This is a genomic window from Streptococcus lutetiensis, assembly GCF_900475675.1.
Taxonomy (GTDB): Bacteria; Bacillota; Bacilli; order Lactobacillales; family Streptococcaceae; genus Streptococcus; species Streptococcus lutetiensis.
Map to the genome: position 1 here is coordinate 446,150 of NZ_LS483403.1, position 13,788 is coordinate 459,937.

General features: G+C 37.1%; 8 protein-coding genes and 7 pseudogenes. 14 read left to right on the plus strand and 1 reads right to left on the minus strand.

The window, feature by feature from the left end; all coding sequences use genetic code 11:
* Window positions 1–68: 68 nt before the first annotated feature.
* The 14 genes and pseudogenes from DQN23_RS02445 (at window position 69) to trpA (ending at window position 12,379) form a co-directional block, all read left to right on the plus strand.
* Window positions 69–317: a DUF3923 family protein gene (locus DQN23_RS02445; RefSeq protein ID WP_043894978.1), complete on the plus strand. Its 249-nt coding sequence runs from the start codon at window positions 69–71 to the stop codon at window positions 315–317.
* A gap of 104 nt (window positions 318–421) precedes the next feature.
* Window positions 422–1,750: a bifunctional metallophosphatase/5'-nucleotidase gene (locus DQN23_RS02450; RefSeq protein ID WP_043894980.1), complete on the plus strand. Its 1,329-nt coding sequence runs from the start codon at window positions 422–424 to the stop codon at window positions 1,748–1,750.
* 29 nt (window positions 1,751–1,779) lie between these two features.
* Window positions 1,780–2,341 (plus strand): annotated as a pseudogene (locus tag DQN23_RS02455) (YutD family protein).
* A gap of 20 nt (window positions 2,342–2,361) precedes the next feature.
* Window positions 2,362–3,462, plus strand: a complete 1,101-nt coding sequence (gene rlmN, locus DQN23_RS02460; protein ID WP_020916348.1) for a 23S rRNA (adenine(2503)-C(2))-methyltransferase RlmN — start codon at window positions 2,362–2,364, stop codon at window positions 3,460–3,462.
* A gap of 9 nt (window positions 3,463–3,471) precedes the next feature.
* Complete coding sequence (locus DQN23_RS02465) at window positions 3,472–3,978, plus strand: VanZ family protein (protein ID WP_020916349.1); 507 nt, start codon at window positions 3,472–3,474, stop codon at window positions 3,976–3,978.
* Between the two features lie 216 nt (window positions 3,979–4,194).
* Window positions 4,195–5,029, plus strand: a pseudogene (locus tag DQN23_RS02470) (ABC transporter ATP-binding protein).
* Window positions 5,026–5,638: pseudogene (locus DQN23_RS02475) on the plus strand (ABC transporter permease). The pseudogenes DQN23_RS02470 and DQN23_RS02475 overlap by 4 nt, the downstream one beginning before the upstream one ends.
* Window positions 5,635–6,725, plus strand: a pseudogene (locus tag DQN23_RS02480) (sensor histidine kinase). The pseudogenes DQN23_RS02475 and DQN23_RS02480 overlap by 4 nt, the downstream one beginning before the upstream one ends.
* 1 nt (window position 6,726) lies before the next feature.
* Window positions 6,727–7,312, plus strand: a pseudogene (locus DQN23_RS02485) (response regulator).
* Between the two features lie 125 nt (window positions 7,313–7,437).
* Window positions 7,438–8,595, plus strand: a complete 1,158-nt coding sequence (locus DQN23_RS02490) for a hypothetical protein (protein WP_020916355.1) — start codon at window positions 7,438–7,440, stop codon at window positions 8,593–8,595.
* Window positions 8,596–9,076: 481 nt separating this feature from the next.
* A complete protein-coding gene (gene trpC / locus DQN23_RS02495; RefSeq protein WP_058833333.1) occupies window positions 9,077–9,817 on the plus strand; it encodes an indole-3-glycerol phosphate synthase TrpC in 741 nt (246 codons plus the stop codon).
* Entirely contained in the window at window positions 9,804–10,385 is a 582-nt protein-coding gene (locus DQN23_RS02500) for a phosphoribosylanthranilate isomerase (RefSeq protein ID WP_058833199.1), read from the plus strand. Before trpC ends, DQN23_RS02500 begins: the two co-directional genes overlap by 14 nt.
* A 73-nt stretch (window positions 10,386–10,458) precedes the next feature.
* A pseudogene (trpB, locus tag DQN23_RS02505) lies at window positions 10,459–11,592 on the plus strand (tryptophan synthase subunit beta).
* A 3-nt stretch (window positions 11,593–11,595) separates the two neighbouring features.
* Window positions 11,596–12,379: pseudogene (trpA, locus tag DQN23_RS02510) on the plus strand (tryptophan synthase subunit alpha).
* Window positions 12,380–12,414: 35 nt separating this feature from the next.
* On the opposite strand, the gene DQN23_RS02515 reads toward trpA, so the two are convergent.
* On the minus strand, window positions 12,415–13,761 hold the full coding sequence (locus DQN23_RS02515) for an Nramp family divalent metal transporter (RefSeq protein ID WP_111712660.1): 1,347 nt from the start codon (window positions 13,759–13,761) through the stop codon (window positions 12,415–12,417).
* Window positions 13,762–13,788 lie beyond the last annotated feature (27 nt).

The following is a 13,788-nucleotide window of genomic DNA, read 5'->3' on the forward strand; positions in this document are numbered from 1 at the left end:
TTCTTAAGCTTTATTGTTTACAATGGTTTAAAATGAAGAGGTGGAATACTAATAGATTGGAGGAGTATATGACAAACTGGCAGAAACGTTTGGTGATTGGCTTTAATATTGCAGCCTTGTTTATCTTTTTAGATGTTAGTTTGTTAATTTTTATTAGATCTGTAAATGGTCATGGTGTTTATCAGACCTTAGGCATGAAGTGGCTGACTTTCTCAGCTTGGGTACTTTGTTATGCTTCCTTATGGATGCTCCAAGGAATTGCTTATATGTTTGTTAAGCGTCTCTCCTTGGCAAAAGAACAGCGAAATAGTCACTGAGTATTGAAAAAAGCTAGATTTTTTATCTAGCTTTTTTGGTTGATAATAGATTTGTAAAGGCACTGAAATATCACTATTGTGATGGAAAATGCTATAATATTGCTATGATAGAAAAGCTAACGATTTTACATCTGAATGATTGGCATTCTCATTTTGAAAACTATCCAAAAATCAAACGTTTTTTTCAAGAATATCCTGAGACAAATGAAGTTATTCGCCTTGATATTGGGGATAATATTGACCGCTGGCATCCGATGACAGATATCAGTAAGGGAAAATGTAATGTTCAATTTTTAAACGAGCTTAAGATCGACCTTGCGACTATTGGTAATAATGAAGGAATTGGTCTGGCAAAACATTGGTTAAATGAGGTTTATCAAGAGGCTGACTTTGATGTTATTTTAGGTAATCTTGAAGATGACAATGGTCGTCCAGCTTGGGCTGAGCCTTATAAGATTTATGAAACGAAAGCAGGCACTAAGATTGCTTTTTTAGCTTATACTTTTCCCTATTATCTGACTTATAAACCAGGTGGTTGGAAGGTACTTGACCCTTTAGAGTGTTTAAAAAGAGACCTTGCCGTTAAGGAAGTGCAGGAGGCAGATTTTAGAATTCTGCTAAGTCATTTGGGACTTCCTTGGGATAAAAAAATTACTGCTCTGTGTCCCGAAATCGATTTGATTATTGGGGCACATACGCATCATATCTTTGAGGATGGGGCATATCTTAATGGCACTTACATGGCAGCTGCAGGAAAATACGGTCAGTTTGTCGGTGAAATTAATCTCAGCCTTGACAATCATGAAATGATTGATATCACAATCCACGCTCATGAAACTAGTCATATGGCAAGTAAACCAGGTGATAAAGAATGGATTGAAAAAATCGTTTCAGGTGGTCGTAAGCTCTTAGGGCAAGAAATGGTGATGCAATTTGATGAGGATTTGAGTTTAGATGAGTCTTGTCGATTGGTTATGGATGCCATGAAAGATTATGCCAAGGCAGATATTGCCATGATAAATTCTGGTTTGGTTGTAGAGCCTTTTACTAAGGACATTACTAAAGATACCTTGCACCATTCGCTTCCGCATCAAATGCGATTAGCGAGGTTAGAGCTAACGACACAAGAGTTAGCCGAAATTTGTCAGGATGTTTATTCACAAGCTGAATTGTTAGCAAGACAACAAATCCGTGGAATGGGATTTCGCGGTAAGGAATTTGGGACCGTTTTAACGAGTGGATTTGCTTACAAAAACGGAAAAATAGTGTATAATGAAAAGGTTACGAATGAAAAGGAAACTGTCAGTCTAGTCTTGGTTGATCAATATTATTTTGCTCGTTATTTTGAAAGCATTAAATCACATCAAGCTGAGCTGCTTTTTCCTGAATTGCTTCGAGAACTGGTAGAAGGCTACCTCAGACATAAAGAATAAGTTTTACGATGGATGAAGAGAGGAGACCGATGAGAAAAGATATCTCTCCTGAAATGTACAATTACAATAAATTTCCTGGTCCACAATTTGTGGCAGTTTCTGATCGTGTCAAAAGCGACGATATCGAGTTGTTGATTTTAGCCAATGAAAAAGATGCTTTTAACGCAACTGTGTTTAGTCAACGATTTTCAGAGATTTTGCTTAAATATGACTACATCGTCGGAGATTTTGGAAATGAACAGCTACGTCTAAAAGGTTTTTACAAAGATGACCGCGACGTTAAAAAGGCTAATCGTATTTCACGTTTAGATGATTACCTCAAAGAGTATTGTAACTTTGGCTGTGCTTATTTTGTTCTTGAAAATAAAGAGCCGCGTCCTGTGAAGTCTGAAGAAGAAAAACAAACAAGACATCATAAATCACAAAAACGTTCGTCTGGTAAGAAAAAATCTGACCGTTCAGGAAATCAACATTTTACCAGCCAAAAACGTAAAGAAAACAAAGGTCGTTCAGACCGTCATCAAAAACATGAACAGCAAAAAGAAATTTAATCGGCAAAAACAATTTGTTATTCGCCGCAAAGAGAAATAGGAAGGAAATAAATTTACAGAATGCAAACAGAAACTAAGGACATGAAGCCCTCTATTTACGGTTTAACACGCGATGAACTTATCGAATGGGCAATCGAACACGGTGAAAAGAAATTCCGTGCAACACAAATTTGGGATTGGCTTTACCGTAAACGTGTCCAATCTTTTGAAGAAATGACAAACATCTCAAAAGATTTTATCGCTATTTTAAATGAAAATTTCTGCGTTAACCCATTAAAACAACGTGTCGTCCAAGAAGCATCAGATGGTACCGTCAAATACTTGTTTGAATTGCCTGATGGCATGCTGATTGAAACAGTTTTGATGCGCCAACATTATGGTTTGTCTGTCTGTGTAACATCACAAGTCGGTTGTAACATTGGTTGCTCATTCTGTGCTAGCGGTTTGATTAAAAAACAACGTGATTTGACAAGTGGTGAGATCACTTCACAAATCATGATGGTACAAAAATACTTTGATGAACGTGGTCAAGATGAGCGCGTGAGTCACGTCGTTGTTATGGGGATTGGTGAACCATTTGATAACTACGATAACGTGCTTCGCTTTGTTCGTACGATTAACAATGACAATGGTCTAGCTATCGGTGCGCGTCACATCACAATTTCAACATCAGGTTTGGCACACAAAATCCGTGAATTTGCTCATGAAAGCTTGCAAGTTAACTTGGCTGTTTCACTTCACGCGCCAAACAATGAATTGCGTTCACAAATCATGCGTATTAACCGTTCATTCCCACTTGAAAAACTCTTTGCTGCGATTGAATACTACGTTGAAACAACTAATCGTCGTGTGACATTTGAGTATATCATGTTAAATGATGTTAATGACTCACCAGAAAACGCACAAGAATTGGCTGATTTGACGAAAAAAATTCGCAAATTGTCTTACATCAACTTGATTCCATATAACCCAGTTTCTGAACACGACCAATATTGTCGTTCAAGCAAAGAACACGTTGCAGCCTTTTACGATGTTCTTAAGAAAAATGGTGTTAACTGTGTCGTTCGTCAAGAACACGGAACTGATATTGATGCCGCTTGTGGCCAATTGCGTTCAAATACAATGAAACGTGACCGCCAAAAAGCTGCTAAAGCAAAATAAGAAGGTAATATGAGAGAGCTATTTGATGAAGAACTTGAGTTGACAAGCTTAGGGCGTAAAGTAGCCCTAACTTTGGTGGGGATTTACATCCTTTGCCTTTGTTTCTTGTGCTTTAGTCCGCAACCTTTTAACATCGATGGGGTTGAGACACCCAATATCATTTATTATGGACGTTTGCGTTTGCTTTTGGTGCCGTTTAATAGTTTGGTTGGTATCGGTCAGCTAGACAGTGTCTTTGAAGTATTTTGGGTATTTGCGCAAAATGTCACCAATATATTTCTTATCTTTCCTTTGATGTTGGGATTGATTTGGATTTTTCCAAAACTTCGTCAGTGGATGCGAGCTTGGCTGTTAGCCTTTGGAATCAGCCTAACAATTGAAACAACTCAGCTGCTTGTCGATTTACTTTATAATGCTAATCGAGTCTTTGAAATTGATGACTTATGGACCAACTCCTTAGGCGGTCTTCTAGCTCTGTGGCTTTACTCAGCAATTTATCAAAAATTTCATAAATAATGAAAGGTTGGGTTTTCCCGATCTTTTTTTGTATACGTAAAGAAGTGATTTGAAAACTTTTCAAAAAACATGACAAAAGTCATGTGTTGTCATGATATTATGAGCTAAAAAAATCTGTGTTATTTTTCTAAAATTAAATCATCGAATGAAGATAAAAATGGAGATGTTAAGATGATTACAGTTAATAATATTTCAAAGATAATCAAGTAAAAAGAAATTTTAAGGGATGTTTCTTTTGAAGTAGTTGAGGGAGATTGTCTTGCATTGATTGGATCAAATGGCGTAGGTAAAACAACATTGATATCATGTCTTTTGGGAGATTTAAAGACTAGTAAGGGAGAAATTTTAGTTAAAGGATTATCACCACGTCATCACCAGTTAAGGGAAATGGTAGCAGTATTGCCACAAGAAAACCAGCTCCCAGAGAAATTAAAGGTGAAAGAGCTGATTCATTTTTTCAAAACGATTAGTAAGAACCCTTTGAATGACCAAGATATTGATCGAATTTTACAGTTTAGCGAGATACAAAAAAGATCAGTTGACAGAAAAATTATCTGGTGGTCAAAGACGACTGCTAGCTTTTACCTTATGTTTGATTGCTCAGCCGAAAATTCTTTTTTTAGATGAACCAACTGCTGGTATGGATACATCGACACGTCAGCATTTTTGGCGAATTATTCAATCTTTGAAAGACAAAGGGGTGACGATTATTTACTCTAGTCACTACATTGAAGAATTAGAGCATACAGCAGAGCGGATTCTTGTTTTACATCAAGATCGTCTGATTAGCGATACCACGCCATTTGCTATGCGAGAAGCTGAGCACGAAAAACAGTTGACCTTACCAAAAACATTTTTGCCAATTGTGGAAAAATTATCTTATATTAACAATATTGAATTGAAAAATGACACAGTAACTTTTATGACCAAAGAGATTGATAATGTCTGGCAGGACTTACAGGAGCAAGGTTGCCAGATTTCTGATATTGAAATTCAAAATAATAGCCTATTAAACACACTATTTGAACAGATTGAGGAGATTGAAAAATGATTGCTTTACTAAAAATTGAATGGATTAAAATGATACGCACTTGGATGACTTTTGTATTGTTTATTGGGCTGCCAGTTTTCTTTTTCTTACTTTTTTCCGGTATGGAATTTTCATCAAATAACCAAGAGCAACAATCTTATATTACGAGTTATATGTTAACGATGACAGCTTTTTCCATGTCGAGTTTTATTGTGTTTCGTATTATCTATTTTACTGGTATTTTCGTGTGGTGTGATTTTTTGTGATGTGATGATGCCGATTAATTGTTGGTTAGGGTCAGCAGCTTTATTACTGTTATCAAGTCTTTTGTTTTTAGCATTTGGGTTATTAATTTCACAATTAAAATCCCAACAATTAATGACGCTTGTGGGAAATATTGCTTTTCTTGGTTTAGCGATTCTTGGTGGTTCTTGAATGCCAATTGAAATTTTTCCAGAATGGCTGCAAACTATCTCGAAACTAACACTAACTTATCATGTCAATCAGCTGGTAACAACTTTTACTAAGAATGCTCAATTAAACTGGCAATCCTTGATTATCGTGCTCGGCTATGCCATAATAGTGGCAGCATTAGCACTTATGATTAAAAATAATACTGAGGTTAAATGATGTTCAAAAGAATTAAAAGAATTCATCCCTTATTTTATTTACCATTAGCTTTTTTGGCTTTTCCTGTTTTGGGTGTTTTCTTTTTTGGTTATCCAATTTGGACTCTAGGGACAACACTTGCTTTTTTGATTGATTATTTATTTCTTGTTAATTATGAAAAAATGTCCTAACCAATATTGTCTGGTTTTTTATGTTGTTATACATCATTTACATGACACTTTGTATGGGTGGTGGGATGATGTGGTTTACTTTTTATTTTAATAGTTTGCTTGTTTTTCGATTTCAAGATGATTATCGGTCATTTCGTTTTATTTCCTATGATTTATCCATGTTTTTCATGATGTTTGTAGGAATGACTTTGGCAGAGGACATAAAGACTCGTGTGATGATTTTTCTTGTTCCTATTGTTAATTATGCTATTTTATTCCATTGGACGAATGCTCGAAAAGATGAAGTACAAGAAAAAGCTATCATGGAAAAGAATCGCACCATTAATTTGTTACTAACTGAAAATGAGTGAAATCGTATTGGCGGTGATTTGCATGATACTTTGGGATATGTTTTTGCTGCCATGACTTTAAAAACAGAGTTAGCTCTCAAACAATTAGAAAAAGGAAAGTATGACCCAGTCAGAAAAGAGTTAGAAGAATTGAATCAAACCAGTCGTTCTTCGATGCATGATGTTAGAAATATCATTAACAATCTCAAATTTAGAAACTTGAAAGAAGAAATTGAACAGTTAGAACAATTTTTTGCGATGACTGATATTGATTATCATTTGCAAAATGAGTTAAATTTATCGGCTATGTCACCCGTGATGCAGTCGACACTTTGCATGATTTTGCGAGAACTAAGTAATAATGTTATCAAGCATAGTTAAGCAAATCAGTGCCAACTACGTTTATTTGAAAAAGAAGGTAAAATAGTTGTTGAAATAGAAGATAATGGTGTCGGCTTTGAAAAGACTTTTGGAGATGAATTGAAATCAATCCGTGACCGATTGCTTTTGGTAAAGGGAAATGTTCAGATACTATCGCCAAGAAAGCCTACACTTATTCAGGCTGAGCTGGGGTTAAAGGAGAATTAGGATGAAATTATTAGTTGCTGAAGATCAATCCATGTTGCGAGATGCTTTGTGTCAGCTGTTGCTTATGGAAGATGATGTCGATGAAGTTTTGCAGGCTGGAGACGGTGAAGAGGCTATTGAACTAGTCAAAAACGAGTCAATTGATGTAGCGATTCTTGATGTTGAAATGCCTAAAAAATCAGGACTTGATGTTTTAGAATGGACTCGAGAGCATAAGGATTTGAAAGTGATTATAGTGACTACCTTTAAACGAGTTGGTTACTTTGAACGTGCAGTAAAGGCAGGTGTTGATGCTTATGTGTTGAAAGACCGTTCAACTTCTGAGTTAATGTCAACAATCCACACAGTACTTGCAGGCAAAAAAAGAGTATTCACCGGAATTGATGGAATCTATGATAAGCCAGGATAACCCGTTGAGTCCTCAAGAAAAGCGTATTTTACTTGGAAAATCGAATCAAGATATTGCTGATACTCTTTATCTTTCAAATGGAGCGGTGAGAAATTACACATCATCAATTTTTAATAAATTATCAGCCAATAATCGTGTTGAGGCGGCTAGAATTGCTAAAGACAAAGGTTGGTTATAAAGTAAATTAGAACTCGGTCAAATGGGTTCTTTTTTATTTTCCTCAATTAAAAAAAATTCCGATTTTTGACATTTTGTTTACAGTTCCTGTTTTACAAGATCTCATTAGCGTAATATAATGAAGGTATGGAAAATAAAAAATTAAGTATTGTGTTAGATCAGGCAGTTGTCGATCAGTTAAATCTAAGTAAAGGGCAGCAATTAAAAGCTGAATTATACAATGATAAATTGGTTCTTCAAAAAGAGGGAAAACCAAAACAAGGACGTTTATCAAGCTGGGTTTTAATTTTATCAACTGTCATTTTATGTGTCTTATTTTATGCAGTGAGTTCTATTGAGAAGATGGATCAAATTTTGTTGGTTGGGGATTATTCTATTATTACCTTCTTGATTGGTTTTGGTGGGATACTTGGAATGACCATTTTTACAACAACGCTCATTCGCAACCGGACAGTCTTTCTTGGTGGCATCAAAGCGCGAGTTTTTTGGCGCATGCTTCCTGTTATTGTTGCCGCGTTTGCAGTGATTTTACTGTTAGCTCTTCTCGGCTTTGGTTGGCTGCTGGAGCAGATTTTCACTGGTGCTTCTTTTGACAAGTTAACTTCGAGTTTGATTTTAGGTACATCAATCTATGCGGTCAGTCTTTTTTGGGGACAAATAGCAGAGATGATTAGAGCAACTTGGTTGACGTCCGTTTTTACAGTAATTATGGTCAGTGGTGTCTTTGTCGCAATGGCGAGTAACCGTTCTTTGCAGTGGTGGCATTTCAACCTAAGCTTTTTGGGAACACAAGCAGCAAGAGAAAGTTGGCAATTTAATCTGACCTTGATCTTATCAGCTTTGGTATTAGTTACTTTGGTGGATTACCTATTTGTAGCTTTAGGTGAAAAATATGGTAAAAACTGGAAATTAAGAGCTATACGTATCATGTTGACCATCTTAGGGATTGATTTGGGAGCAGTTGGTTTTTTCCCGAATAACGCTGGCTCACACCTTTTGCATACCAGAGTAGCAGGGTATCTGGTTTTGATTATCATTGCCTTAATTATCAGTGTTAAATGGCTTTTGCCAGAAGTAACGCGAGATTTCTTGATTATGTCTTATGCCATTGGTGGTATGTTGGTTGGATTAGAAATCGCCTTTCAAGGTATTCATTACTTATCTTTAACAGCTTTTGAGTTGAGTGCCTTCTTACTTGCTTTTGCTTGGTTGATTCGATTAATCACCCATTTAGAAGGACTCTTATCCCCTGAAACAAAAGAAATCACTTTAACCCTTGAATAAATTCTAAATCTCTGAGTTTGACTTAGCATTTTAGCTAGGAAAAACTTAGAGATTTTTCAATTAAATCAACAAAAACAATTAAAAATATTGAATTTTTAGAAAATTCATAAAAACACTTGACAAGTCAAAATCGGGTGTTCATAATGGTGACCGATCAGAAAGTAGCAAGGATTTGCTTATAGGGAGCTCGTGGTTACTGTGAACGAGTAGCAGGTGGTTGTGAAATTGGGCTGATGGTATATTGTTGAAGATAAGAAATATTTTTCAGGTAGGCACCCCTTATCGTGCAGCTCCTTGTTAGAGGAGATAGAGATGACGGAGTATGTATTTCCGTTGAATTGAGATGGCACCGCGTTATCATTAGACGTCCTCACACAGAAGTTTTTTTCTGTGTGGGGATTTTTTGTTTAAAAAGGGAGGAAAACATAAAAAGAAGAGATAAAGGCTGGTGAATCAGCGACTAGAATTTACAAAAAATACAATTAAAACTCCATGTAGAGAAGTAGACTCTTTAGAGCTTGAACCCTTACAACTTCTTCGTGAGACTTATAAACTCTACGATTACCTTAAAAATAATGCGAATAAGCTACAAATTATCGCTGAGGTAAAAAAAGCCAGTCCTAGTCTTGGTGACATTAATCTCGAAGTTGATATTGTCAAGCAAGCCAAAACTTACCAAGATAGCAGTGCTGTGATGATTTCTGTTTTGACAGACCCTTTCTTTTTCAAGGGGGACATTGATTATCTTCGTCAGATTTCAAATCAAGTAAAAATTCCAACCTTAGCAAAAGATTTTATTATCGATGAAAAACAGATTATTCGTAGCCGAAATGCAGGAGCGACTGTTATTTTACTGATTGTAGTGGCTCTTTCTGAGACACATTTGAAAGAACTTTATGATTTTGCAACAGGATTAGGATTAGAAGTTTTACTTGAAACACATAACTTAGCAGAGTTGGAAGTGGCTCATCGCATTGGTGCTAAGATTATGGGCGTTAACAATCGTAACTTGGTGACCTTTGAGACTGATATCAATACAAGCTTGGAGTTATCAACGCATTTTAAGGAAGGTCCTGTTTATATTTCAGAGTCAGCTATTTTTACCAAAGAAGATGCTGAGCTCGTTGCTCCATTTTTCAATGGCATTTTAGTTGGTACAGCTTTGATGACTGCTGAAAATGTAGCTGAAAAAGTGAAGGAGTTGCAAATTGATAAAGATTAAAATTTGCGGACTTTCAAGCAAAGAAGCTGTTGAACAAGCGGTAGAAAGCGGAGCTGATTATATTGGTTTCATCTTGGCCAAAAGTAAACGTCAAGTCGGCATAAAACAAGCTAGCCATTTAGCTCAGTTGATTTCAGAAACTGTCCAAAAAGTGGGTGTTTTTGTAAGTCCGACTCTCTTGGAGCTTCAAGAAGCCATTACCAAAGTACCTCTTGATCTGGTGCAAATTCACGGAGAATTTGCGGATGAGAACTTTGAAAAAATTGAAGTTCCAAGTATTCGTGCCATTCCTGTCCAAAAAACACTGGGAGAAATTCATACTAAAGCAGATTTTCTATTATTTGACGCCCCCCTAGCTGGTTCCGGAAAGACATTTGATTGGGAATTGCTAAAAGATACTAAAATTAGAAAGCCATATTTTTTAGCCGGTGGATTGACTGTCGATAATGTCGGACAAGCTATAACTTTCTTTCGACCCTACGCTGTTGATATTTCTTCTGGCGTTGAGACAGATGGTAAAAAAGATTTATTGAAGATTATGAGATTGACAGAAAGTGTGAAAAAATGAGCTATACTATAACCAACCAGATATTAATGGATTTTATGAAAAATTCGGTGGACAGTTTGTCCCTGAAACGTTGATGACGGCTGTTATTGAACTTGATAAAGATTACCGTAAAACAAAAGCTGACCCAAGTTTTCAAGCTGAACTTGATGAATTGCTTAAAAATTATGTTGGACGTGAAACACCGCTTTATTACGCAGAGCGCCTAACTAAGCATATTGGTGGTGCTAAGATTTACCTTAAACGTGAAGACCTTAACCACACTGGTGCTCACAAAATCAACAACGCCCTTGGGCAAGTTCTCCTTGCAAAACGCATGGGTAAAAAGAAAATTATTGCCGAAACTGGAGCTGGTCAACACAGTGTGGCAACAGCTACAACAGCTGCACTTTTTGATATGGAATGTACCATTTACATGGGTGAAGAAGATGTGAAACGTCAAGCTCTCAATGTTTTTCGTATGGATCTGCTCGGTGCTAAAGTACATGCTGTCACAGATGGTTCACGTGTTTTGAAAGATGCTGTTAGTGTTGCTCCTCGCGCGTGGGTAGCAAATATCGAAGACACTCACTATATCATGGGGTCAGCTCTTGGACCTGCACCATTTCCTGAAATCGTGCGTGACTTTCAATCAGTTATTGGTAAAGAAGCAAAAAAACAATACGCAGAAATATCAGGTGGAAAATTACCAGATGCTGTTTCTCGGACTTCGTTCGGTGGTGGCTCAGATGCAATTGGACTTTTTTATCCATTTGTTGAAGATGAATCTGTTGCCCTTTATGGTGCTGAAGCTGCAGGACATGGACTTGATACGGAAGAACATGCAGCAACTTTTGCCAAAGGTCGTCCAGGTATCTTGCATAGAGCTTTGATGAATGTTCTCCAAGACCGTCACGGACAAATCATGGAAGCTTTCTCAATTTCAGTAGGTCTTGATTACCCTGGGGTTGGTCCTGAACACTGTCACTTCCAAGATATCGGTCGTGCAACCTATGGTTCAATTACGGATGAAGAAGCACTTGAAGCATTTATGCTTTTGTCACGCTTGGAAGGGATTATCCCAGCGCTTGAGTCAAGTCATACCGTTGCCCTTACTTAAAAAGTGGCTAAAGAACTTGGCCCAGATAAATCAACTATCGTTTGTCTATCAGGACGCGGAGATAAGGATGTTGTTCAAGTAAAAGAACGTTTGGAAGCAGAGGGGAAGTAAACGATGACTAAGACACTTACAAAACATCTTCAAGAGATTAAAGCTAGCGGTAAAGGAATTTTTGTTCCTTATATCATGGCAGGTGGCCATGATAAAGGTCTTGATGGTTTATTTGAGATGATTGACTTATTGGAAAATAGCGGAGCTTCTGCCATTGAAGTAGGAATTCCATGGTCTGACCCCGTCGCTGATGAACCAGTTATTGAATTAGCTGGACAAAGAAGCCTTGCTAAAGGCGTCAATTTGACAGGAATCGTTGAAAAATTACAAGAAAAAACAGTCGAAGTGCCTTTGGTCATTATGACTTACATCAATCTAGTTTACCAATATGGCATTGAAAAATTTGTTAAAGATTTAGCTGGTACGTCTGTTAAAGGTTTGATTATTCCTGATTTACCACACGAGCATGAAAATCTTATCAAACTATACCTTGATAATACAGATATTGCCCTTGTTCCACTGGTCAGCTTGACAACAGGCATTGAACGTCAAAAAAACCTTTTGTCAAAACGCTGAAGGCTTCATCTATGCGGTTGCTATCAACGGTGTTACAGGTAAAACTGGTAATTACCGAGATGATTTGGATAAACATTTGGCAAATCTTGAAACTGTTGCTGACATTCCAGTATTGACAGGATTTGGGGTGTCAACAAAAGCTGATATTGAGCGTTTTAATAAGGTGTCAGATGGCGTTATTGTCAGAACTAAAATTGTTCGAGATTTACACGAAGGTAAAGCAGATGACGTTGAAGCATTTGTAACATACGATTCAAATTATCAAAAATAAAAGAAAACCACTCGATTGAGTGGCTTTTATGATATTTAAAACAAATCAATAATTAATTTTAAGTTTAGAATAGTTAAGATAACGGCGACAAGGTATCCTAAAATGGTATTCCATTTGGCATTGACAAAGTCTCCCATAATTTTGCGGTCCGATGTGAAGTAAACCAAAGGGAAAATGGAGAATGGCAGTGCCAGCGAAAGGAAAACTTGTGAGTAAACAATCAGTTGATCAAGGACACTTTCTTGACTACCGTAGAGCACAGTCACAATCAGAACGGGAGCTAGTGCAGCCAAACGTGTGACCAGTCTGATAAGCCATTGTGGTAAGCGTAATTTTAAAAAGCCTTCCATAACGATTTGCCCAGTTAGGGTTCCTGTGATGGTAGAATTCTGCCCGCTAGCTAATAAGGCGACAGCAAATAAGGTTGATAAAGCGGCGCTAGCAACTGTACCTGCAATGTTTGAATCTTGAAGAGCTTCATACATTTGTGAAAAAGCGTTGATTTCATTGGCATGCCCGTAGAAGAGCGAAGCTCCCAAGATAAGAAGAAGCGAGTTAACCACAAAAGCTACCGTCAGTTGAATATTAGAATCCCAAGTCATAAAACGAACGGCTTGTTTAATGGATTTTTGGCTAGAGTAATCAACCTTACGAGTCTGTGAAATCGATGAATGGAGATAAAGATTGTGCGGCATTACCGTAGCACCGATAATTCCTAAAGCCAGCGTTAGCTTACTATTTACACCGCTCTGATGCAAATCGATAATCGCTGGATGTGGGATGTAGCCCTGTAAAATACCTGAAAAACTTGGCTTTGATAATAAGACTAAATAAAGGAAAATAATCAAAATTGTTGCAATTAAGGTCGAAACCAAAGCCTCAATCTTGCGAAAGCCAAGCTTCATCAAGGATAAAAGGATAAATACATCCAAGATAGTAATTAAAATCGAAAACAATAAGGACCAGCCAAAGAGCAAATGCAGTGCAATCCCAGATCCGATAACTTCTGCTAAGTCTGTTGCCATCAAAGCTAATTCAATGACAATGAATAAAAGAATGCGTAGTTTCTTAGGTAAATGGGCAGCAGTCGCCTGCGCTAAATCCTTTCTTGTAACGATTCCTAATTTTCCCGCCATCTGCTGTAGTTGCATCGCAATCAGAGATGATATCAGTACAACTGATAAAAGGATATATTTATAAGTAGCCCCACCGACAACACTAGTAATCCAGTTACCAGGGTCCATGTAACCAACAGCTACTAAAGCTCCTGGTCCAATAAAGGCTCGAAGTGTTCGCCAAAATGAGGCATTTTTTGGAACCGCAATACTTTGAGTGACCTCACTAAGTGATTTTTGAGAAGTAACAATAGTTTCCAAAAGCATCCCTCTTTTCTAAAACTCTTATTTAAG

What these genes read in the sequence shown, in the direction of transcription:
- DQN23_RS02445 (WP_043894978.1), top strand. Translation starts at nt 69, where the DNA reads ATGACAAACTGGCAGAAACGTTTGGTGATTGGCTTTAATATTGCAGCC.
- DQN23_RS02450 (WP_043894980.1), top strand. Translation starts at nt 422, where the DNA reads ATGATAGAAAAGCTAACGATTTTACATCTGAATGATTGGCATTCTCAT.
- rlmN (WP_020916348.1), top strand. Translation starts at nt 2,362, where the DNA reads ATGCAAACAGAAACTAAGGACATGAAGCCCTCTATTTACGGTTTAACA.
- DQN23_RS02465 (WP_020916349.1), top strand. Translation starts at nt 3,472, where the DNA reads ATGAGAGAGCTATTTGATGAAGAACTTGAGTTGACAAGCTTAGGGCGT.
- DQN23_RS02490 (WP_020916355.1), top strand. Translation starts at nt 7,438, where the DNA reads ATGGAAAATAAAAAATTAAGTATTGTGTTAGATCAGGCAGTTGTCGAT.
- DQN23_RS02515 (WP_111712660.1), bottom strand. Translation starts at nt 13,761, where the DNA reads ATGCTTTTGGAAACTATTGTTACTTCTCAAAAATCACTTAGTGAGGTC.